Raw genomic sequence first — 22427 nt, 5'->3', positions numbered from 1 at the left:
CTCCGGGTCAGTCGCCAAGCACTCGGCGCAGCGTCTCGCTCACGCCAACCTCACACAGGCTGTCATACAGGCGCTCGAAAGCGCTGACGAAGGCACCGGAGGCGGGGATGACCGTGCCAAATATCGTTTCGTCGCCCAGCACCCGGGCAGCCAGCCCGTCACGCTGCACCACCCGTGCCTGGCATTGGGCCGCGCGTGGGTCGGGGATGGCATAGGCGCTGCCCTGTTCGTCTACCCCGCCCAGGTACAGGGCCCAGGCCGCTACCACCAGGGCCACGCGGTCCAGCGGCTGGCCCTCGGCAATCAGCTGGTTGGCGGTGGGGACGATGTACTTGGGAAACTTCGATGAGCCGTCCGAGCACACCCGCTCCAGCTGGTCGGCGATGGCGCGGTTGGCGAAGCGCTCGGTGAGGCTGTCCTTGTAGCGTTCCAGGTCGATGCCCGGCGCCGGGGCAAGTTGCGGGGTCACGTCCAGGTCCATGAACGTGCGCATGTAGCGGCGCAGCAGTGGGTCGGCAAGGGTTTCGTGGACCAGGCGGTAGCCCTGCAGGAAGCCCAGGTAGGTCAGTGCCAGGTGGCTGCCGTTGAGCAGCTTGATTTTCATTTCTTCATAGGGCGTGACGTCGTCGGTGAACTGCACACCGACCTTTTCCCAAGCCGGGCGCCCGGCTACGAATTTGTCTTCCACCACCCACTGCAGGAACGGCTCGCACACCACCGGCCAGGCATCCTCGACGCCGTGGCGCTCGAACAGTCGTTGGCGGTGGTCGCTGGTGGTCATTGGCGTGATGCGATCGACCATGGCGTTGGGGAAGCTCACGTTCTCGCCTATCCAGTGGGCCAGGTCCGGGTCGAGTAGCCGGGCAAAGGCCAGCAGGGCCTTGCGCGCGACCGCGCCATTGTGCGGAAGGTTGTCGCAGGACATCACCGTGAACGGCCCCACGCCGGCCTCGCGGCGCCGCCGCAGGGCTTCGCAGAGAAAGCCGAACACGCCTTGCGGGGCCTGCGGGTTGGCCAGATCGTGCCGGACCTGCGCCAGGTCGGCGCGAAACTCGCCGGTGCTGTCGTCGATGCAGTAGCCACCTTCGGTGATGGTCAGCGAGACGATGCGGACGCCGGGCTCGGCCAGTTTGGCCAGCAGCGCTTGGGCATCGTCCTCGGCCAAGAGCATGTCATTGAGGGCACCGATCACCCGCACTTCGGTGTCGGGTCGGTCGTCCAGCACGAACAGGGTGTACAGGTAGCCCTGCGCCGCCAGGGCGTCGCGCATGGCGCGGTCTTCGCTGCGCAGGCCGGCGCCGCAGATGGCCCAGTCCAGGCCTTCGCCGCGGTTCATCAGGGCGTCGGTGTAGGCCGCCTGATGGGCACGGTGAAACCCACCTACGCCAATGTGCACAATGCCCTGGCGCAGCTGCGAGGGCGCGTAGGAAGGGCGGGCGACCGTGGGCGCCAGCAGGTCGAGGTGGTGCGGGTCGAGTTTCATCGTGTACGTCCTCAGGCCGCTTGCTGCAGGCGTTTGTCCAGGGCTTGGCCGTTGCTGTCGAACAGGTGGCAGTGGCCTGGGTCGAAGGCCAGTTCCAGGGGCTCGCCGAAGGCCGGCGCAAAGTCGCCGCGCACCCGTACGGTGAGCATTTCCCCGGAGCCGGCACGTACATGGCAGTAGCTGTCACTGCCCAGGCGCTCACTGACGTCGGCGGTAACCTGCAGCAAGCCGGGTGTGCCGTGCCCGGCGCTGGCGATGTTCAGGTGCTCCGGGCGGATGCCCAGCGTCACGGGGCTGCCAGCGGGCAGGCCGTCTGTGCACAGTGCCAGGCTGACACGGGCGCCGCATTCAAGGGTGACCTCGCACGATGTGCCCTGGCTGTGGCTCACGTGGCCGCGCAAAAAGCCCATTTTCGGGGTGCCTAGAAAGCCTGCGACGAACAGGTTGGCCGGGTGGTGGTACAGCTCAAGCGGCGAGCCGACCTGCTCGATGCGCCCGCCGTTGAGCACCACCACCTTGTCGGCCAGGGTCATCGCTTCGACCTGGTCGTGGGTCACGTAGATCATGGTCGCAGCCAGCTCCTTGTGCAGGCGCGCAAGCTCCAGGCGCATCTGCACGCGCAGGGCGGCGTCAAGGTTCGACAGCGGCTCGTCGAACAGGAAAATCTTTGGGTTGCGCACGATCGCCCGGCCGATCGCCACCCGCTGGCGCTGGCCACCAGACAGTTGGCGGGGTTTGCGTTCAAGCAGCGGTTGCAGTTCGAGGATGCGCGCGGCGTTGTCGACTTTGGCCTGCACCTCACGCTTGTCCACGCCGGCCAGGTCCAGGGCGAACGACAGGTTCTTGCGTACGGTCATGTGCGGGTAGAGCGCGTAGGTCTGGAACACCATGGCCAGGTCGCGTTTGGCCGGGGCGGTGTCAGTGATGTCGACGCCGTCCAGGGTAATGTGGCCGCCGCTGACCTCCTCAAGGCCGGCGATCAGCCGCAGCAGTGTCGACTTGCCACACCCGGACGGGCCGACGAACACCACGAACTCACGGTCGCGCACCTCCAGGTCGATGCCCTTGATGATGGCGTGGCCATCGAAGCCTTTGTGCAGGTTGCGGATCTTCAGGTCAGCCATGGCGAATGTCCTCTGCGGCAGCCCGCAATAGGGGTGATTGAGCAGGTGTCGTGGGGGAGCCGGTTCATTTAACGGCGCCGAACGAAAGGCCGCGCACCAGCTGCTTCTGGCTGATCCAGCCGAAAATCAGGATGGGCGCGCAGGCCAGGGTCGAGACGGCCGAGAGCTTGGCCCAGAACAGCCCCTCCGGGCTTGAGTAGGAAGCCACCAGCGCGGTCAGTGGGGCGGCAGCCGAAGAGGTCAGGTTGAGCGACCAGAACGCCTCGTTCCAGCACAGGATCAACGACAGCAGCACGGTCGAGGCCAGCCCGCCGCGGGCGATCGGCAGCAACACTCGGACGATTTCCTGCCAGGTGCCGGCACCGTCCAGGCGCGCGGCTTCAAGGATGTCCACCGGGATGTCCTTGAAGTAGGTGTACACCATCCACACCACGATCGGCAGGTTGATCAGGGTGTAGACGATGATCAGCGCCAGGCGCGAGTCGAGCAGGCCGAACTGTTTGGCCAGCAGGTAGATCGGCATCAGCACGCCCACCGGCGGCAGCATCTTGGTCGACAGCATCCACAGCAGCGTGCGCTTGGTATGGCGGGTTTCGAAAAAGGCCATGGAGTAGGCCGCCGGCACTGCGACAAGCATGCACAGCGCGGTCGCCGAGAAGGCGATCAGCACCGAATTCCAGGCGTAGGCGAAGTAGTCGCTGCGCTCGTTGATGTGCAGGTAGTTTTCCAGCGTTGGCGCGAAGATGAACTGTGGCGGTGTGGCGAAGGCGTCGAGCTCGGTCTTGAAGCTGGTCAGCAGCATCCAGAGGATCGGGAAGAAGATCACCAGGGCGATGCCCCAGCACAGCAGGCCGATCAATGCGTCGCGCAGGCGGCGGGTTTGCTTGAGTGGCAGCATGGCGGGCTCCTCAGCGGCGCTCTGTCAGGTTCTTGCCGATCATCCGTATCAGCACGATGGCGGCGATGTTGGCGATCAGCACGGCGATCAGGCCGCCGGCCGAGGCCATGCCGACGTCGAACTGCAGCAGCGCCTGGTTGTAGATCAGGTAGGCGAGGTTGGTGGACGCATAGCCCGGGCCTCCGCTGGTGGTGGTGAAGATTTCGGCGAACACCGACAGCAGGAAGATGGTCTCGATCATCACCACCACGGCAATCGGGCGGGCCAGATGCGGCAGGGTCAGGTGCCAGAAGATCGCCAGCGGCCCGGCGCCATCCAGGCGCGCGGCTTCTTTCTGTTCCAGGTCCTGCGACTGCATGGCGGTCATCAGGATCAGGATGGCGAACGGTAGCCACTGCCAGGAGACGATCAGGATGATCGACAGCAGCGGGTAGTGCGCCAGCCAGTCCACCGGCTGCGCGCCGAACAGCCGCCACACGGCCGCGAGGATGCCCGACACCGGGTGCAATATCAGGTTCTTCCACAGCAGCGCGCTGACCGTGGGCATGATGAAGAACGGTGAAATCAGCAGCACCCGCACCACGCCGCGCCCCCAGAACTCGCCGGCCTCCAGCAGCGCCGCGATGAGCACGCCGAACACCACGCTGATCGCCAGCACGCTGCCGACCAGGGTCAGGGTGTTCAGGGCGCCGGGCATGAAGCCTGGGTCGGTGACGAAGTACGCGAAGTTCTCCAGGCCTACGTATGCATTTTCGCCCGGGTACAGCAGGTTGTAGCGGATAAGCGAAAAATACAGGGTCATGCCCAAAGGTACGACCATCCACAACAGCAGCAGCGCCACCGAAGGGCTGACCAGGAACCAGCCCGGGCCGACGCGGCGTTTGCCGGGGCGTGCGGTGGCGAGGGTCGGGGTATCGAGGGCCGAAGTGTCCATGGCGACTCCGTGTGCAGCGAAAAGGGCGGACGGCAGCCGTCACCGCGCCAGGCGTTGGCGCGGCTCAGGCCACGGGTGGGCTACTTGGGATAACCGGCGCGCTTCATCTCGCGTTCGGTGGACTGCTGGGCGGCGGCAAGCACCTGGTCGACCTTCATCTGCCCGGTCAGGGCGGCGGAGAACAGCTTGCCGACCTGCGTCCCAATGGCCTGGAACTCGGGGATGGTCACCAACTGAATACCCACGTACGGCACGGGCTTGAGCGTGGGGTGGTTGGGGTCAACGCGCTTGAGCGACTCCAGCGTCACCTTGGCGAACGGCGCTGCGGCCAGGTAGGCGTCGCTGTAGGTAGAGGCGCGGGTGCCTGGTGGCACGTTGGCCACGCCTTCCTTGTCGGCCACCAGTTTGCCGTAGGCTTCAGACGTGGCCCAGGTGCTGAAGGCCTTCGCCGCGTCCTTGGCCTTGGAGCTGCTGGGGATGGCCAGCGCCCAGGAATACAGCCACGAGGCGCCCTTGTCGGTGACCTCTTTTGGCGCAAAGGTGAAGCCGACCTGGTCGGCGACCTTGCTCTGGGTCTTGTCGGTGACGAACGAGCCGGCAACGCTGGCATCGACCCACATCGCGCACTTGCCGCTGTTGAACAGTGCCAGGTTCTCGTTGAAGCCGTTGCTCGACGCGCCTGGCGGGCCGTACTGCTTCAAGGTGTCGACGTAGAAGTTCAGCGCGTTCTTCCACGCGCTGCCGGTGAATTCCGGCTGCCACTGTTCGTTGAACCAGCGTGCGCCAAAGGCATTGGCCACGGTGCCGATCAGCGCCATGTTCTCGCCCCAGCCGGCCTTGCCGCGCAGGCAGATGCCGTACTGGCCCTGGTCGGGGTGGTGGAGTTTGGCGGCAAATTCACCCAGCTGGGTCCAGGTCGGTTGCTCGGGCATGCTCAGCCCAGCGTTCTGGAACAGGTCTTTGCGGTAGTAGGTGATCGAGGCTTCGGCGTAGAAGGGCAGGGCGTACAGCGTACCGTTGGCCGACAAGCCATTGCGCACAGACGGGAACACGTCGTCGAGGTTGTAATCGGCCGGCAGGTCCTTCATCGGCTCCAGCCAGCCTTTGGCGCCCCACAGTGCGGCTTCGTACATGCCGATGGTCAGTACGTCGAACTGCCCGCCCTGGGTGGCGATGTCGGTAGTCAGGCGCTGGCGCAGCACGTTTTCTTCAAGCACGACCCACTTGAGCCTGATGTCCGGGTGCTGCTCTTCGAACACCTTGGCCAGGCGCTGCATGCGGATCATGTCGTTGTTGTTGACCGTGGCGATGGTCAGCGTTTCGGCGCCCTGGGCCATTAGCGGCAGGCTGAGGCAGGCAGCGGCCAGGCAGGCCTTGATCGCGTCGTTCATCTATGAACTCCCTTACCGGGCCGGCTGACGGCACGGAAGACATTATTATTTTTGTGTCGCTGGCGCTGATTACACCCCCGCGTGGCGCTGCCGACAAAGCTTGGGCTGCACGCTGGCTGATACTTTTTTGCAGTTGTTGCGCTCAGTGATGGTTCTGCTCGGTCAGCCGCTGGATCACCAGGCTGCGATAGTCGGAGGGGGTCATGCCTTTGAGCTGTTGAAAGCGCCGGTTGAAATTGGACAGGTTGCTGAAGCCTGATTCGAAGCACACCCCGGTCACCGGCAGGTCGCTTTTGGCCAGCAGTTCGCAGGCCTTGCTGACCCGCAGGCGGTTGACGAACTCGACAAAACCCCGCCCTGCCGCCTGTTTGAAGAAGCGTGAGAAGTAGGTGGGGGTCATGCCCAGGTGCTCGGCCACTTCGTTCTGGGTCAAGTCCTGAGCGTAGTGCTGGAAGATGTAGTTCACCGCCCGGTTGATGCGCTCGACGTTGTGCTCGTCAGCCAGGTGCGAGGAGGTGACCGTGGACAACAACTGGTAGTCCTCGCAGCCGGCCAGCTGCTCCATGAGGATAAAAAAGTATCCAAGGCGGGTCATGCCGCGGCTGTGCGCGATGCGTTGCAACAATCGGCGGCTCTCGGCGATCAGCGCGGGGTCACGGAACTCGATGCCGTAGTGTGCGCGGGCCAGCAACGGGCTGAGCTGGTGCAGTTCAGAAAATGCCCGGCTGCCGCTGTGCAGAACCTCGTCCGTGAAATTGACCAGCATGTCGCGCTGGCTGAATACCTCCCCGGGGCCGGCCTGGCTGATCCAGTTGTGCGGCAGGTTGGGCCCTGTGAGGAAAAGCGTGTTCGGCGCGAAGCTGCCGATGTAGTCGCCGATGAACACTTTGCCGGTGCTGGCCACGATCAGGTGCAGTTCGTATTCCTTGTGGAAATGCCAGCGCACCAGCGGGCTGGGAAAGCCATGCTGGCGGTAGATCAGAGAGTCGCCCTCGTGATCGTCCATCAACTCGTAGGACGGGTCGGTGACTTTGCTCGTTCTGGGCATGGCGCTGCTGGGCTCCGAAGGACGAAGTACCATCGTAGCCTGAACAGGGCAGGTGTCACAGGCCGCCAAGCGCGCCCGCGCTTGCGGTATGATTGGCGCTTCTGTCTCTGGAACCTCCCTGGATGAGCAAGCCCGGTCAAATGGTGCTGATCGCGTTGCGCAAGATGATCGCCTCGGGCGAACTGGCGGCTGGCGCGCGGCTGATGGAAGTGCCTACCGCCGAACGTTTCGGCGTCTCACGCATGCCCGTACGCATGGCGTTTCGAACCCTGGAGCAGGAGGGCCTGCTGGTGCGTTGCGGCGGCCGTGGCTTCCAGGTGCGTTCGGTCAGCGCCGACGACATTGCCGGTGCTGTGGAGGTACGCGGTGTGCTCGAAGGCCTGGCTGCCCGCCAGGCCGCTGAGCGCGGCCTGCTGCCCGCGGCGCGCGAGGCGCTGCAGCGCTGCCTGGTCGAAGGCGACCTGTTGTTCAACAAGGGGTATGTGACCGAAGAAGACTTGCACGCCTATCACGACCTGAACATGCGCTTTCACCAGGTGATCGTCGAGGCCAGCCACAACCCGGCCATCGCCGATGCCCTGGCGCGCAACGACCACTTGCCGTTCGCTTCGGTCACTGCGCTGGCGGTGGACCGTCACGACCTTGCCCGTGAATTCCGGCGCTTCAACTTCGCGCACATGCAGCACCATGCGGTGTTCGATGCGCTCACCCACGGCCAGGGTGCCCGCGCCGAGGCGATCATGCGCGAACATGCCAATGCCACGTTGCGCTATGCCGAAACCTTTGGCGCGGCCACGGCGGACGAGGGCATGAAGGTGATCCTGCCCCCGTCCTGAGGCGTTTTACAGGTCCAGTACCAGCAGGGGCGTCTTCGCCCGCGAACAGCACGGCGTGAACTGGTCGTTCAGGGCCTGTTCCTGCTCGGTGAGGAACAGGTCGCGGTGCTCTGGCGTGCCCTGCAGCACACGCGTCAGGCAGGTGCCGCATATACCCTGTTCACAGGAGACGGCGATCTCGATGCCGTGGCGTTCCAGCACCTGCACCACGCTCTGGTCGGCCGGCACCTCGAACACTTGGCCGGTGCTGCCTACCTGCACCGAGAAGCTGCCGTCGTCGCTGTTTGCAACCGGCGCTGCGGCGAAGTACTCACGGTGCAGGTTGGCCTGCTGCCACCCCAGCTGCTTGGCAGTGTCCAGCACGTGCTGCATGAAGCCGCCAGGCCCGCACACGTAAAGGTGCACATCGCCCTGCGGGCTGCCCAGCACTTGGGCGATGTCCAGGGCGGTCTCCGGCTGCTCGTCAAAATGTACGAACAGGCGGTCAGCGAAGGGTGCGGCGCGCAGGCGCTCGACAAAGGCTGCGCGGTCGCTGGAGCGTGCACAGTAGTGCAATTCGAAATCGTCGCCGTTGCAGGCCAGTTGCTCCGCCATGCACAGCAGGGGCGTGATGCCGATGCCACCGGCGAACAGCAGGCTGCGCCGGGCGCCCTGGGCCAGCGGGAACAGGTTGCGTGGGGCGCTGATGCGCAGGCGGTGGCCAGCCTGCACCTGCTCGTGAAGGCTGCGCGAACCGCCGCGTGAGGCGGGGTCGTTGAGCACGCCGATCAGGTAGCGGTGGCGTTCTGCGGGGTGGTTGCACAGGGAATACTGGCGCACCAACCCGTCCGGCAGGTGCACATCGATGTGCGCGCCGGCGCTGAAGGGCGGCAGTGGGCTGCCATCGGCGGCCGCCAGCTCGAAGCTGCAGATGCCCTGGGCTTCGTCGTTGCGGGATACCACTACGGCATCGATCATGGCGCGGGCTCCTCAGGCGGGGGTGGTGTGGGTGGCGATCACGTGCGGTTGGGGCGCGTGCTCTTTGGCGATAAGCCGCTCCAGCACCTTGCGCGCCTGCACGCCGCCGGCGTCGATGTTGAGCTTGAGCAGGTTGCGCTCGGGGTAGGCGAGCAGGTTCTGCTGCTGGCGTTCGAGCATTTCCAGGTCTTCGCTGAAAATCTTGCCCTGGCCTTCGCGGATGCTCGCGGTCAGGGCCTGATCGTGGGCGGCAAAATTGCGCGCCATGCCCCAGAAGTACCAGATCGAGGTGTCGCTCTCGGGGGTGATGAAATCGACCACGATGCTCGAGGCCTTGTGCTCGGTCGGGGCGTGGTAGCCGCCGTGGCCGGCATGGGCCACGCCCACCTCGATCAGTACATGGCTGGGCGGGGTGAAGCGGCAGATCTGCCAGCGGTCCACCGGCACGTCATCGGCCAGGCCGTTGCCGCGCAGGGCCATGCGCCAGAAGGGCGGGGGCATTATGTTTTCCATGTGCCGGGCGGTGACCACTTCGTCGCCGCTCACCGTGGTGGCCGGGGGCGCCTCGTCGATTTCCTTCTGGCCGATGCTGGAGGCGTGCACATAGGTTTCATGGGTGAGGTCCATGAGGTTGTCGATCATCAGGCGGTAATCGCAACCGATGTGGAACAACCCGCCGCCATAGGCCCATTCGTCGCTGGCCGCCCACGGCAGCTGCGGGATCAGGGCGGGGTCAGCCTGGGTTTGGTCACCGGGCCAGACCCAGATGAAGCCATGGCGCTCGACCACGGCGAAGGCTTTGTTGCAGGGGAAACCCCGCACCCGTTGGCCCGGCATGGCGACGGTCTTGCCATCACAGCCCATGACCAGCCCGTGGTAGCCGCACACCAGGTTGCCGTTTTCGACAAAGCCCAGCGACAAGGGCGCGCCGCGGTGCGGGCAAAAGTCTTCTACGGCGGCGACGCGGTTTTCGTTGGCGCGGTAAAACACGATCTTTTCCCCGCAAATCTGCCGGCCCAAGGGCTTCTCGGCGATTTCGTCAGGGGTGCAGGCGACGTACCAGGTATTTTTCGGGTACATGGAGGACCTCCGATTGTTGTTGTTATCTAATGGATCCATTAAGACCTGATCTGAAAGGCTGGTCAATGGTATATCCCAACAAAAATTGGAGGCCTTGCGATTATCGTGCGTCTAATGGATCCATTTAATGGTTTGCGGATGAATGGCCCTATTCCTTGTAAATTTTCGTCAGCAGCCGCAGCAGCTCCGTGCGCTCGGCTTCTTCAAGGCTGCCAGTAGCCTCCCGATCGCTGTCGCTGGCGATCTGTTTGAGCTCCTTGAGCATCGCTTCGCCCGACTTGCTCAAGAAAATCCCGTAAGAGCGCTTGTCCGGCTTGCACCGCACACGCACGGCCAGCGCACGCTCTTCCAGTTTGTTCAGCAGCGGCACCACCTGCGGCGGCTCGATCGCCAAGGCACGCGCCAGGTCCGCCTGCATCAGGCCAGGGTTCTGCTCGATGATCGCCAGCGCAGAGAACTGCGCCGGGCGCAGGTCGTAGGCCGCCAGCCGGCTGATCAGGTGCTGGAACAGCTTCAGCTGGGCGCGGCGCAACGCGTAACCGAGCAGGTCCTCAAGGACCGTGTCGCCAGGGGGCGTGGGCAGGGAAGCGGTGTCGTCGGTTCGGGCAGACCTTGCCATCGGATTGCATGCTCCTGTGTCATGAGTAAGAAAGTTACCCAGTTTGCCTGCGCTGGCTCAATCCGGCTAGTGAAGCTCAGGCTAAAAAGCTTCTCAACCGGCTGGAAGGCAAAGATAATTTTCATAATAGTTAATTGACATAACTAATTTGCCGGATTAGTTTTATGGTCACCACCTCGAACAACAAGAGTGCAGAACCATGAGCAAATACGAAGGCCGCTGGACCACCGTGAAGGTCGAACTGGAGTCGGGCATCGCCTGGGTAACCCTCAACCGCCCGGAAAAACGCAATGCCATGAGCCCCACCCTGAACCGGGAAATGGTCGACGTGCTGGAAACCCTGGAGCAGGACGCCGACGCCGGCGTGCTGGTGCTGACCGGGGCCGGTGAGTCGTGGACTGCAGGTATGGACCTCAAGGAATACTTCCGCGAGGTCGACGCCGGCCCCGAAATCCTTCAGGAAAAAATCCGCCGTGAAGCCTCGCAATGGCAATGGAAGCTGCTGCGCATGTACGCCAAGCCGACCATCGCCATGGTCAACGGCTGGTGCTTCGGCGGCGGTTTCAGCCCGCTGGTGGCCTGCGACCTGGCCATCTGCGCCGACGAGGCCACCTTCGGCCTGTCGGAAATCAACTGGGGCATCCCGCCCGGCAACCTGGTCAGCAAGGCGATGGCCGATACCGTTGGCCATCGCCAGTCGCTGTACTACATCATGACTGGCAAGACCTTCGGCGGTGCCAAAGCCGCCGAGATGGGCCTGGTCAACGAGAGCGTGCCGCTGGCCCAGCTGCGCGAGACGACCCGCGAGCTGGCGCTGAACCTGCTGGAGAAGAACCCGGTGGTGCTGCGTGCAGCCAAGAACGGCTTCAAGCGCTGCCGCGAACTGACCTGGGAGCAGAACGAAGACTACCTCTACGCCAAACTCGACCAGTCCCGCCTGCTGGACACCGAGGGCGGTCGCGAGCAGGGCATGAAGCAGTTCCTCGACGACAAGTCCATCAAGCCGGGCCTGCAGGCTTACAAACGCTGAGGGCCGGGGCGGGCTGTGCCGCCACTGGCCACAGCCTGCGGATATTTCTCTACAACCACAACAAGAGGGATGAGCATGTTGCAGGTGCCTTTGCTGATTGGCGGGCAGTCGCGCCCCGCCAGCGATGGACGAACCTTCCAGCGCTGCAACCCGGTCACCGGTGAGGTGGTGTCGCAAGCCGCTGCCGCCACGCTGGCCGATGCCGATGCTGCGGTGGCCGCCGCCAGCGCAGCGTTCCCGGCCTGGGCCGCGCTGGCGCCCGGTGAGCGGCGCAGCCGCTTGCTGGCCGGCGCCGACCTGTTGCAGGCGCGTGCTGCCGAGTTCATCGCCGCGGCCGGCGAAACCGGGGCCATGGCCAACTGGTATGGCTTCAACGTGAAGCTGGCCGCCAACATGTTGCGCGAAGCTGCGGCCATGACCACGCAGATTACCGGTGAGGTCATCCCCTCGGATGTGCCCGGCAGCTTTGCCATGGCCCTGCGCGCCCCTTGCGGTGTGGTGCTGGGCATCGCGCCGTGGAACGCCCCGGTGATCCTCGCCACGCGGGCCATCGCCATGCCGCTGGCCTGTGGCAACACCGTAGTGCTCAAGGCCTCCGAGGTCAGCCCGGCGGTGCACCGGCTGATCGGCCAGGTGCTCCACGATGCAGGCTTGGGCGAAGGCGTGGTCAATGTGATCAGCAATGACCCTGCCGATGCGCCCGCCATCGTCGAGCGGCTGATCGCCAACCCTGCGGTGCGCCGCGTGAATTTCACCGGCTCCACCCAAGTGGGGCGCATTGTCGGCGAGCTGGCTGCACGGCACCTGAAACCTGCCTTGCTCGAACTGGGCGGCAAGGCGCCGCTGTTGGTGCTCGATGACGCCGACCTGGACGCCGCCGTCGAAGCTGCAGCGTTTGGGGCCTACTTCAACCAGGGCCAGATCTGCATGTCCACCGAGCGCCTGGTGGTCGACAACCGCATCGCCGACACCTTCGTCGACAAGCTGGCGGCCAAGGTCGGCGGGCTGCGCGCAGGTGACCCACAGGCCAGCACGTCGGTGCTCGGTTCGCTGGTCAGCGGTGCGGCCGGCGAGCGCATCAAGGCGCTGATCGACGATGCCGTGGCCAAGGGCGCACGCCTGGTGTGCGGCGGCCAGCTGGACGGCAGCATTTTGCAGCCCACCCTGTTGGACAACGTCGACGCAAGCATGCGCCTGTACCACGAAGAGTCCTTCGGGCCGGTGGCAGTGGTGCTGCGCGCCGAGGGCGATGAAGCCTTGCTGACGCTGGCCAACGACTCCGAGTTCGGTTTGTCGTCGGCCATCTTCAGCCGCGACACCAGCCGTGCGCTGGCCTTGGCCCAGCGTGTGGAGTCGGGTATCTGCCACATCAACGGCCCGACCGTGCATGACGAGGCGCAGATGCCCTTCGGTGGGGTCAAGGCCAGCGGCTACGGCAGCTTCGGCAGCCGCACCGCCATCGATCAATTCACCCAGCTGCGCTGGGTCACCCTCCAGCACGGCCCCAGGCATTACCCCATCTAGGCAACGCGCACCATCGGCCGCCGCCCGCACCGCCGGGCGGCGGCAGGCTGTACAACAATAACAAGGAGCAACCTGCGTGAATAACCAAGCCCGCACAGGGGCGACCGCCCCTGGTCAAAGCCCGCGCTACCGGCAGGTGTCCATCGGGCATCCCCAGGTGCAGTTCAGCGAGGCCGACGGCATCCTGCGCATGCAGGCCGTCGAGCCCCTGGCGCCGCTGCCGGCGCGCCTGCTTGACCGGCTGCTGCACTGGGCCGCACAGCGCCCGGACACCACCTTCATTGCTGCGCGCCAGCCCGACGGTGCCTGGCGCACAATCACCTACGCGCAGATGCTCGTGCAGGTACGTACCATCGCCGCCAACCTGCTGGGCTTTGGCCTGAGCGCCGAGCGGCCGCTGGCGCTTTTTTCCGGCAACGATATCGAGCACCTGCAGATCGCCTTGGGCGCCATGTACGCCGGCATCCCGTATTGCCCGGTGTCGCCGGCCTACGCACTACTGTCCCAGGACTTTGCCAAGCTGCGGCATGTGTGCGAGGTACTGACGCCGGGGTTGGTGTTCGCCACCGACACCCAGCCGTTCCAGCGTGCCTTCGACGCCGTGCTGGACCCATCGGTGGCGGTGGTGAGCGTGCGCGGCCAGGCCGCCGGCCGCCGGCACCTGAGCTTCGACAGCCTGCTGCAGCCGGGCGACCTTGCGCCAGCCGATGCGGCGTTTGCCGCTACCGGGCCCGACACCATCGCCAAGTTCCTCTTCACCTCCGGCTCCACCAAGCTGCCCAAGGCGGTCGTCACCACCCAACGCATGCTGTGCGCCAACCAGCAGATGCTGTTGCAGACCTTCCCGGTGTTCGCTGAAGAACCGCCGGTGCTGGTGGACTGGCTGCCGTGGAACCACACCTTCGGCGGCAGCCACAACCTGGGCATCGTGCTGTACAACGGCGGCAGCTTCTACCTGGACGCCGGCAAGCCCACCCCGCAAGGCTTCGGCGAAACCTTGCGCAACCTGCGCGAGATTTCCCCTACGGCTTACCTGACCGTGCCCAAGGGCTGGGAAGAACTGGTCAAGGCACTGGAGCAGGACGCACAGTTGCGTGAAGTGTTCTTCGCCCGCATGAAGCTGTTCTTCTTCGCCGCCGCCGGGCTTTCACAAAGCGTGTGGGACCGCCTGGACCGCATTGCCGAGCAGCACTGTGGCGAGCGTATCCGCATGATGGCTGGCCTGGGCATGACCGAAGCGGCGCCATCCTGCACGTTCACCACCGGGCCATTGTCGCTGGCAGGCTATGTGGGCTTGCCGGCACCGGGGTGCGAAGTGAAGCTGGTGCCGCTGGACGGCAAGCTGGAGGCACGCTTTCGCGGCCCGCACATCATGCCCGGCTACTGGCGTTCGCCGCAGCAAACGGCCGAGGCGTTCGATGACGAAGGCTTTTACTGCTCGGGCGATGCCTTGAAGCTCGCCGATGCGCAGCAGCCCGAACAGGGCCTGATGTTCGATGGGCGTATTGCCGAAGACTTCAAGTTGTCGTCGGGGGTGTTCGTCAGTGTCGGGCCGCTGCGTAACCGTGCGGTGCTCGAAGGCTCACCCTATGTGCAGGACATCGTGGTGGCTGCGCCGGACCGCGAATGCCTGGGCATCCTGGTGTTCCCGCGTCTGCCCGAATGCCGGCAACTAGCCGGGCTACCGGCTGCGGCTAGCGATGCCGAAGTGCTCGGCAGCGATGCGGTGCGCAGCTGGTTCGCCGCTTGGCTGGAGCGCCTGAACCGTGATGCCCAGGGCAACGCCAGCCGGATCGAATGGTTGTCACTGCTGGTAGAGCCGCCATCGATCGACGCCGGGGAGATCACCGACAAAGGCTCGATCAACCAGCGTGCGGTGTTGCAGCGCCGGGCTGACAAGGTAGAGGCGCTGTACCGTGGCGAAGACCCAACCGTGCTGCCCGCGCAGGCGCGCCCGTGAGCAGCGCCGGGCTGTGCACTGCGTTCGACGATGTGGCCATCGTGCAGATGGTGCGCACGCCGTGGGTCGACCTCGGCGGTGCGCTCGCCGCGGTTTCACCGATCGACCTGGGCATCAAGGCCGGGCGGGCGGTGCTGGCGCGTGCCGGCATCAGCCCGCAGGCGGTGGACAGCGTGCTGGCCGGCAGCATGGCCCAGGCCAGTTTCGATGCGTACCTGCTGCCGCGCCACGTCGGGCTGTACTGCGGTGTGCCGCAGGCTGTTCCGGCACTGGCCGTGCAGCGCATCTGCGGCACCGGCCTCGAGCTGCTGCGCCAGGCCGGGGAGCAGTTGCGCAGTGGTGTGCAGCAGGTGCTGTGCGTTGGCGCCGAGTCGATGTCGCGCAACCCGATCGCGGCGTATGAACACCGTGGCGGCTTTCGCCTTGGCGCGCCGGTAGGGTTCAAGGATTTTCTCTGGGAGGCGTTGTACGACCCGGCTGCCGGGGTGGACATGATCGGTACTGCAGAAAACCTGGCACGCGCGTACGGCCTGAGCCGAGAGGTGGTGGACGCCTGGGCGTTGCGCAGCCATCAGCGTGCGCTGCAAGCCCAGCAGCAGGGCTGGTTCGACGAGGAAATCGTCGAGGTCACGGCAGAGGCTTTCAGTGCTGAAGGCTGCCTGCCACGTGGCATCGAACTGCCACGCGGCGTGGCCCACGTCAGCCACGACAGCCACCCGCGGCCGACCGATGCCACAGCGCTGGCCCGCCTGCGTGCGGTGCACGCCGGTGGCGTGCAAACCGCCGGGAACAGTTGTGCAGTGGTCGATGGCGCGGCGGCGGCGTTGGTGACGCGTTTTTCCACGTGCACCCAACCACCGTTGGCGCGCTTGCTGATGGCCACGGCCGTGGGCGTGCCCCCCAGCACCATGGGCATTGGGCCGGCCCCGGCCATTGCCTTGCTGCTCGAACGCAGTGGCCTGCGCCTGGAGCAGATCGACCGCTTCGAAATCAACGAAGCGCAAGCCGCCCAGGTACTGGCAGTGACCCAAGCGCTGCAACTGGATGTGGAAAAACTCAACGTGCATGGCGGCGCCATCGCCCTGGGCCACCCCTTGGCTGCCACCGGCCTGCGCCTGGTGCACACCCTGGCCCGTCAGTTGCGCCAGGGCAACCTGCGTTATGGCATCGCTGCGGCCTGCATCGGCGGCGGCCAAGGCATGGCGGTGCTGATCGAAAACCCCCACTTCGCGGCTTGAATCCGAGGACTCCCATGGCTTGGAAGGCTCCCCTGCAGGACATGCAATTCGTGCTGGAGCATTGGCTGAGGGCCGAACAGGAGTGGCAGCACCTGCCAGCCTACGCCGACGTCGATCTCGAACTGGCCCTGCAGGTGCTGCAGGAGGCTGCCCGCTTCAGCGAACAGGTACTGGCGCCGTTGAATGCACCGGGCGACCGCCAGGGCTGCCGCCTGGAGCAGGGCAGGGTGCACACACCGGACGGCTTTGCGGCGGCCTATCGCGCCTACGTGGACGGCGGCTGGCCGGCGCTGGCCTGTGAGCCCCGGTTCGGCGGCCAGGGCTTGCCGTTGGTGCTGGATGCGGCGGTTCAGGAGATGCTCTTTGCCAGCAACCATGGCTGGGCCATGTACACCGGCATCGCCCATGGCGCCTACCTGTGCCTGAAGGCCCATGGCAGCGACCAATTGCAGGCGCGTTACCTGCCCGGCATCGTCAGCGGCGCAAGCCTGCCCACCATGTGCCTGACCGAGCCGCAGGCCGGCAGTGACCTTGCCTTGCTGCGCTGCCGTGCCGAACCGCTGGGCGACGGCAGCTACGCGGTCACCGGCAACAAGCTGTTCATTTCCGGGGGCGACCACGACCTGACCCGCGACATCCTGCACCTGGTGCTGGCGCGTTTGCCCGATGCACCGGCAGGCAGCCGTGGGCTGTCATTGCTGCTGGTGCCCAACGGGTTGGAGGGCGGTGTGGGCAACGGGGTGCAGTGCGATGGCCTGGAGCACAAAATGGGCATTCGCGGCAGCGCCACCTGTGCGCTGCGCTTCGAGGGGGCCAAGGGCTGGCTGGTGGGGCAGGCGCACGGTGGCCTGGCGGCCATGTTCGTGATGATGAATTCCGCCAGGTTGCATGTCGGCCTGCAAGGGTTGGGGCACGCCGAAGCGGCTTGGCAACTGGCCCGTGACTACGCGCTGGAGCGTCGCCAGATGCGCGCACCCGGCCATTCGCCGGGCGCCGCTGCCGACCCCATCCACCTGCACCCCGCCATGCGCCTGACGTTACTGGAATTGCGGGTGCGTACCGAAGGCATGCGCACCTTGGGTTACTGGACGGCGCACTGGCTGGATGTGGCCGACGCCTCTGATGACCCTGCGCTGCGTGCCAAAGCGTCAACACTGGCGGCGTTGCTGACGCCGATCATCAAGGCGGCGTTCACCGACTACGGTTTCAGCCTGTCGAGCAAAGCGCTGCAGGTGTTTGGCGGCTATGGCTACACCTGCGAATTCCCCATCGAGCAGGTGCTGCGCGACAGCCGGATTGCGATGATCTACGAAGGCACCAACGAAATTCAGGCCAACGACCTGTTGTTGCGCAAAGTGCTGGGCGATAGTGGTGAAGGCTTTGCGCTGCTGCTGGGCGAGCTGCGTGCCGAGGCCGGGGCCGGCCAGGGCGGCGCTGCCGAGGCGCTCGGTACGGTCTGCGACCGGTTGCAAGGGGTGGTTGCCGAGGTCGAGCGCAGTGCTGCGCACGGCCCGGAATACCCCTACCGCGCGGCCGGGGCGTTCCTGCAGTTGTGCGCCACGGCACTGCAGGCTTTTGCCTGGGCCCGCACCGTTCGCTGCCTCGAGGCGTTGCCGGCCGAAGCGCCGCTACGGCGCGAGAAGCACGAAAGCGCCACCTTCTTTTTCAACTATCTGCTGCCAGACTTCGACCGGCAGGTGGCAGCCATCGAGGCGGCCGCCTGCCCATTGCCGTTCATTGGCGAACCGTTCTGAACCCCACGTGCGAGGTCGCGATAAAGGCCGGCTGAGGCTGGCGCGCCGAGGGCCGGTAACGCATGCACAGGTCTGCCGAGCACAGGTGCGAGCCGCCTTTGATCACCGCCACCGGTATGCCCGGCTCGGCGGGGTCGTAGCTTTCGCTCAAGGCGGGGCCGGGCGGGTCCAAGGCCGCGTCGCGTTGCGCATCGTGGCCCGGGCGATAACCCGTGCGGGTCAGCTCCCAGACATTGCCCCCCGCATCGAACACGCCGAACCGGTTGGCCGGGAAGCAGCCTACCGGTGAGGTGCCGGTGAAGCCGTCAGCGGCCGTGTTGTTGTAGGGGAACTGGCCCTGCCAGGTATTGGCCATCAGCTTGCCCTTGGGCAGCTCAGTCTTGCCCCAACTGAAGTCGGCATCTTCCAGCCCGCCACGCATGGCGTATTCCAGTTGCGCTTCGCTGGGCAGGGCACGGCCAGCCCAGCGCGCGTAGGCTTGTGCATCTTCCAGTGTCACTTGCACCACCGGGTGGTTTTCAAGCCCTGCCAGGTCACTGCCAGGGCCCTGCGGGTGGCGCCAGCTGGCCCCTGGCACAAACTGCCAGCCCGGGTTGAGCACCTTCGGCCCCTGCTGGAACACCATTGCGCCCGGCACGCGCAGCGTGTCGGGCAGGGTGGGGTCCACCTCGGCGCTGATGCCCCGTTCAGCCTGGGTAAGGTAACCGGTAACTGCCACGAACCGGGCGAACTGGGCGTTGGTGACCGGGTGCCTGTCGACCCAGAAGCCCGACACCTTTGCCGCGTGTGGCGGGCCTTCTTCATCGTAGAAACGGTCGGAACCGAAGGTGAACGCGCCGCCCGGCACGTGCACCATGCCATCGTGCCTGGCGGGCAAGCCGCTGTAGCCCTCGCACAGCAGTACCGGCGCCGGGGCTTGTGGCCAGGCGCCGTAGGCCACGGCGAGTAAGCCGGCGGCGACCAACGCGCAACCGGCTACCCGCGCAATCATGGCTTGCTGGCCAGGGGCAGGGCGGGGCTTGCCGGGCGCCCGTCAGCGTCGATGGCGATATTGCTGCGTTGGGCATAGGCCTTCCAGTCGCGCAGCAGGTCGCTCACTTGCCGGGGGTGTGCGGCTGCGATGTCATGGTGCTCGCCAGGGTCGTTGCTCAGGTCGTACAGGTGCCAGGCCGGGGTGCCATCGGTAGCATCCCACAGCAGTTTCATCGGCCCTTTGCGCAACGAGGCGCTGCCGTTGATTTCCCAGCCCAGGGCCTCGTCATGGGCGTGGATCCGGGTGTCCTTGCCTTGCAGGTAGTCCAGTGCCGAGGTGCCCTGCGGCGGAACGATGGCGCGGTCGCGGTAGTTGATGCCGGGCATCGGCGCGCCGGCCAGTTGCAGCAGCGTCGGCATGATGTCCCGGACACTGGCCAGCTCATCGCTGCGTCCGGCCTTGATGGTGGCCGGGTGGTAAACGAAGGCGGGCACGCGGATGCCGCCCTGGTAGGTGGTCATCTTGTAGCGGCGGCTGGGCAGGGCGCTGACCTGGGCCCAGGCCGAGCCGATCATCAGGAACGAATCACGCCGCCCGTAGTTGGCCAGGCGGGTATCGAAGTTTTCCTTGATCCAGTTGGGGTCGACGCGGGTGGCATTTTCCGGCCCGTTGTCGGACATGAACAGCACCAGCGTGTTGTCCAGTTCACCGGTTTTGCGCAGGTGATCGACCAGGCGCCCGACCTCGGCATCCAGGGCCGCCACCATGGCCGCGTAGACCTCCATGGTGCGCGCCGATTGCTGTTGCTGCTGTTTTGTCAGCGATGCCCAGCCCGGTACGCCCTCCAGTTGCGGCTCCAGCGGGAAGTCCGCTGGCACCAGCCCGGCCTTGCGCTGACGCGCCAGGCGCTCGCGGGCAATCACCTCATAACCTTGGTCGTAGCGGCCGCGGTATTGCGCCAGGTATTCATCCGGTGCCTGCAAGGGCCAGTGCGGCGCGGTGTAGGCGGCAAAGGCAAAGAAGGGTTTGTTGCTGGCCTTGCCGTCGTCGATGGCGGCGATGAGGCGGTCGGTGAACCAGGTCGTGGAGTAGAAGTCGTCGGGCAGTTCGATGGGCTCGCCATTGTGGCGGAAGGTCGAGCTGTAGTTGGGCTGCAGCGCCATGTTGGCCTGCTTGAAATGCGCGGCGCCCCCTTCGAGCAGCACGTAGGCCTGGTCGAAACCACGGCTCTGGGGCTGCTGCGCGGGCTGCATGCCCAGGTGCCATTTGCCGGAGATGTAGGTGCGGTAGCCAGCATCGTGCAGCAGTTCTGCCAGGGTGGCGACATTGCTGCCCAGGACCCCTTCGTAACCGGCGCGCACCTGAGCGCCGGCCGGCAAGCGCTTGCGTGCTTCGGCCATCATGCCCAGCCCGGCCAAGTGCGGGTCGTTGCCAGACATCAGCATGGCGCGGGTAGGGGAGCAGCTTGGCGCGGCATGGAAGTCCAGCATCAGGCGGCCGTCGGTCAGCAGTTTGTCCAGGTTGGGCGTCTGGATTTCGCTGCCCAGGGCCGACAGGTCCGAGAAGCCGAGGTCATCGGCGACGATCAGCAGAATGTTTGGTTGTTTAACGGTTGGCGAGGCCAGGGCCTGGCTTGCGCCGAGCATGAGCAAGCCGAGAGCGGCAAGAGGTTTGAGGCAGTTCATGAGGATGCTCTTTTTGTTTTGATTAGAGTCGTGGCGGCGTTCCCGCAAGGTAGAGAGCCCGCAACGTCCATGTTAACGGCCATTTGTGCGGCTGCGCAGGCACCTGCGAAAAAAACGTTCGATAAACGAACGCTGGATCTGCCTGATATCAGGTAGTTTCACTCGCCCTATTGACGACAAGATGGTTAACAAAAATAATCGTTAACAGAGTTATCCAATTTCATAAAAACAAGTAAAGGGAAATTCTGATGACCAGGCCGTTGAACCGGTGGTGGGTGCCCGTTGTACTGCTTTCGATAGGCCAATGCGTGCAGGCGGCCAGTCCGCTTGAACAGAGCCGGCCAGGCCGGCCCGGTGCGCCTCGCTGGGTTGAGGACTATCGGTTCCTGGATGCCCCGGCCAAGGCCAGCGACCCGTTCGATGGGGTGCGCTACCATCGCTTGTCCGAGTCGGCCTGGCTGCAGCTGGGGGCCGAAGCCCGTTACCGGGCCGATGTATTCAACAAGCCTTTTTTTGGCTTGCGCGGGTTGAACGACGACTCTTATTTGATGCAGCGCTTGCAGGCGCACGCCGACCTGCATCTGTTCGATGATGCTGTGCGCACCTTCGTCCAGGTGGAGAACACCCGGGCTTTCGGCAAGGACCTGTACTCCCCAAATGATGAAAGCCGCAATGAAGTGCGCCAGGCCTTCGTCGATTTCAACCATGATTTTGCCCAGGGGCGTTACACCACCCGCATCGGCCGCCAGGAGATGGGGCTTGGTGACCAGGCTTGGGTCACCTACCGGGACTCGCCCAACATCCGCCTGAGCTTCGACGGCGTGCGCGCCAGCCTCAACCTCAAGGACGGCCGCAAGCTCGACGCCTTCGCGTTTCGGCCGCTCAAGACCGGCGAGGATAGCTGGGACGATGGCAGCAACAACGCAGTGAAATTCTATGGCCTGTATGGCACCTTCCCGCTGACGGCGGCCTGGAACATCGACCTGTTCGCCTTCGGCCTTGAAACCGATGACCGCAGCCTGGCCGGTGAAGCGGGCGACGAGCAACGCTATACCTTCGGCACGCGGCTGTTTGGCCGCCAGCAGGCGCTGGACTGGAGCTGGAACCTGGCCGGGCAGACCGGGCACCTGGGCAATGCCTCGATCCGTGCCTGGGCGCTGTCCAGCGATACCGGCTACACCTTCGCGCATGCCTGGCAGCCCCGGCTGGGCATGCGCATCGACGCCGCCAGCGGTGACCGCGAGCTGGGCGATGGCAAGGTCAACACCTTCGACCCGCTGTTCCCGCGCAACGGCGTTTATGGCGAGGCCAGCCTGACCACCTTGAGCAACATCATCGTGGTGGGGCCGACGTTCGGCTTTTCACCCTGGCGTACCTTGCGCTTCGAACCGGGCGTCTTCGAAGTGTGGAAGCAGCGTGCAGAAGACGGTGTGTACATGCCTGGCATGAGCCTGCTGGCCAATACCCGTGGTACCGGGCGCCATGTGGGCACCATCTACCGTGCCAACACCCGTTGGCTGGCAACACCCAACCTGACCCTGGACGTCGACCTGAAGTACTACGACGTCAGTTCCGCCATCAAGGACGCCGGAGGGGAAGATTCTTCGTTCATCTCGTTACGTGCCACGTTCAGGCTTTGATCCTAACCCAACGCATAACAACAAAAGGGCTTACCCATGCGTGATTCATCCCCTTCTTCAAGCAAGCCGGTGCTTACCATCGGCCTGTGTTTTCTCGTGGCATTGCTCGAAGGCCTCGACCTTCAGGCTACCGGCATCGCCGCACCGCACATGGCCAAGGCGTTCGCGCTGACGCCGGCGATGCTTGGCTGGGTGTTCAGTGCAGGGCTGCTGGGGTTGCTGCCCGGTGCATTCATCGGCGGTTGGCTTGCCG

General features: G+C 65.1%; 18 protein-coding genes and 1 pseudogene. 8 read left to right on the top strand and 11 right to left on the bottom strand.

Features of this window, described 5'->3' with window-relative positions; translation table 11 throughout:
• Positions 1–7 precede the first annotated feature (7 nt).
• From BLX42_RS19940 to BLX42_RS19915, 6 genes are all read right to left on the bottom strand, one after another.
• The gene (locus tag BLX42_RS19940) at positions 8–1483 is read right to left on the bottom strand and encodes a mannitol dehydrogenase family protein (protein ID WP_046785652.1); all 1476 of its coding nucleotides are present in this window, start codon (positions 1481–1483) and stop codon (positions 8–10) included.
• Positions 1484–1494: 11 nt separating this feature from the next.
• Positions 1495–2607, bottom strand: a complete 1113-nt coding sequence (locus BLX42_RS19935; protein ID WP_161872460.1) for an ABC transporter ATP-binding protein — start codon at positions 2605–2607, stop codon at positions 1495–1497.
• 64 nt (positions 2608–2671) lie between these two features.
• Complete coding sequence (locus tag BLX42_RS19930) at positions 2672–3505, bottom strand: carbohydrate ABC transporter permease (RefSeq protein WP_161872459.1); 834 nt, start codon at positions 3503–3505, stop codon at positions 2672–2674.
• A 10-nt stretch (positions 3506–3515) separates the two neighbouring features.
• The gene (locus BLX42_RS19925) at positions 3516–4439 is read right to left on the bottom strand and encodes a carbohydrate ABC transporter permease (protein WP_046785650.1); all 924 of its coding nucleotides are present in this window, start codon (positions 4437–4439) and stop codon (positions 3516–3518) included.
• 80 nt (positions 4440–4519) lie between these two features.
• Entirely contained in the window at positions 4520–5830 is a 1311-nt protein-coding gene (locus tag BLX42_RS19920) for a sugar ABC transporter substrate-binding protein (protein WP_115275206.1), read from the bottom strand.
• 142 nt (positions 5831–5972) lie between these two features.
• On the bottom strand, positions 5973–6878 hold the full coding sequence (locus BLX42_RS19915) for an AraC family transcriptional regulator (protein WP_161872458.1): 906 nt from the start codon (positions 6876–6878) through the stop codon (positions 5973–5975).
• Between the two features lie 122 nt (positions 6879–7000).
• On the opposite strand from BLX42_RS19915, the gene BLX42_RS19910 reads away from it, so the two are divergent.
• Positions 7001–7714 (top strand): GntR family transcriptional regulator, encoded by a 714-nt coding sequence (locus BLX42_RS19910; protein ID WP_161872457.1) that lies wholly within the window; start codon positions 7001–7003, stop codon positions 7712–7714.
• Between the two features lie 6 nt (positions 7715–7720).
• Here the strand turns inward: BLX42_RS19910 and BLX42_RS19905 are convergent, their stop codons facing one another.
• The 3 genes from BLX42_RS19905 to BLX42_RS19895 form a co-directional block, all read right to left on the bottom strand.
• Complete coding sequence (locus BLX42_RS19905; RefSeq protein WP_115275203.1) at positions 7721–8671, bottom strand: PDR/VanB family oxidoreductase; 951 nt, start codon at positions 8669–8671, stop codon at positions 7721–7723.
• A 12-nt stretch (positions 8672–8683) separates the two neighbouring features.
• Entirely contained in the window at positions 8684–9751 is a 1068-nt protein-coding gene (locus BLX42_RS19900) for an aromatic ring-hydroxylating dioxygenase subunit alpha (RefSeq protein ID WP_161872456.1), read from the bottom strand.
• Between the two features lie 148 nt (positions 9752–9899).
• Entirely contained in the window at positions 9900–10370 is a 471-nt protein-coding gene (locus BLX42_RS19895; RefSeq protein WP_046785644.1) for a MarR family winged helix-turn-helix transcriptional regulator, read from the bottom strand.
• A gap of 199 nt (positions 10371–10569) precedes the next feature.
• Between BLX42_RS19895 and BLX42_RS19890 the strand changes: the two genes are divergently transcribed.
• The 5 genes from BLX42_RS19890 (at position 10570) to BLX42_RS19870 (ending at position 17876) form a co-directional block, all read left to right on the top strand.
• Positions 10570–11400, top strand: coding sequence for a p-hydroxycinnamoyl CoA hydratase/lyase (locus BLX42_RS19890; RefSeq protein WP_046785643.1), 831 nt, complete (start codon positions 10570–10572; stop codon positions 11398–11400).
• A 75-nt stretch (positions 11401–11475) separates the two neighbouring features.
• Complete coding sequence (locus BLX42_RS19885) at positions 11476–12924, top strand: aldehyde dehydrogenase (protein ID WP_012313937.1); 1449 nt, start codon at positions 11476–11478, stop codon at positions 12922–12924.
• A 76-nt stretch (positions 12925–13000) separates the two neighbouring features.
• The gene (locus BLX42_RS19880; RefSeq protein ID WP_161872455.1) at positions 13001–14884 is read left to right on the top strand and encodes a feruloyl-CoA synthase; all 1884 of its coding nucleotides are present in this window, start codon (positions 13001–13003) and stop codon (positions 14882–14884) included.
• A complete protein-coding gene (locus BLX42_RS19875) occupies positions 14881–16122 on the top strand; it encodes a thiolase family protein (RefSeq protein WP_161872454.1) in 1242 nt (413 codons plus the stop codon). The genes BLX42_RS19880 and BLX42_RS19875 overlap by 4 nt, the downstream gene beginning before the upstream one ends.
• A 14-nt stretch (positions 16123–16136) precedes the next feature.
• Entirely contained in the window at positions 16137–17876 is a 1740-nt protein-coding gene (locus BLX42_RS19870; RefSeq protein WP_161872453.1) for an acyl-CoA dehydrogenase, read from the top strand.
• Here BLX42_RS19870 and BLX42_RS19865 read toward each other — a convergent pair.
• Together BLX42_RS19865 and BLX42_RS19860 are read right to left on the bottom strand one after the other, a co-directional pair.
• Complete coding sequence (locus BLX42_RS19865; protein ID WP_161872452.1) at positions 17857–18867, bottom strand: formylglycine-generating enzyme family protein; 1011 nt, start codon at positions 18865–18867, stop codon at positions 17857–17859. The two genes, BLX42_RS19870 and BLX42_RS19865, sit on opposite strands and share 20 nt — an antisense overlap.
• On the bottom strand, positions 18864–20534 hold the full coding sequence (locus BLX42_RS19860) for an arylsulfatase (RefSeq protein WP_161872451.1): 1671 nt from the start codon (positions 20532–20534) through the stop codon (positions 18864–18866). Before BLX42_RS19860 ends, BLX42_RS19865 begins: the two co-directional genes overlap by 4 nt.
• 248 nt (positions 20535–20782) lie before the next feature.
• Between BLX42_RS19860 and BLX42_RS19855 the strand changes: the two genes are divergently transcribed.
• Both BLX42_RS19855 and BLX42_RS19850 read left to right on the top strand, forming a co-directional pair.
• The gene (locus BLX42_RS19855; protein WP_161872450.1) at positions 20783–22174 is read left to right on the top strand and encodes an alginate export family protein; all 1392 of its coding nucleotides are present in this window, start codon (positions 20783–20785) and stop codon (positions 22172–22174) included.
• Positions 22175–22210: 36 nt separating this feature from the next.
• Positions 22211–22427 (top strand): annotated as a pseudogene (locus tag BLX42_RS19850) (3-(3-hydroxy-phenyl)propionate transporter MhpT); the annotation flags it as partial.

The sequence above is a fragment of the Pseudomonas sp. SG-MS2 genome (assembly GCF_009933855.1).
GTDB lineage: Bacteria > Pseudomonadota > Gammaproteobacteria > Pseudomonadales > Pseudomonadaceae > Aquipseudomonas > Aquipseudomonas putida_E.
This window is presented reverse-complemented; position numbering and strand designations above follow the sequence as displayed.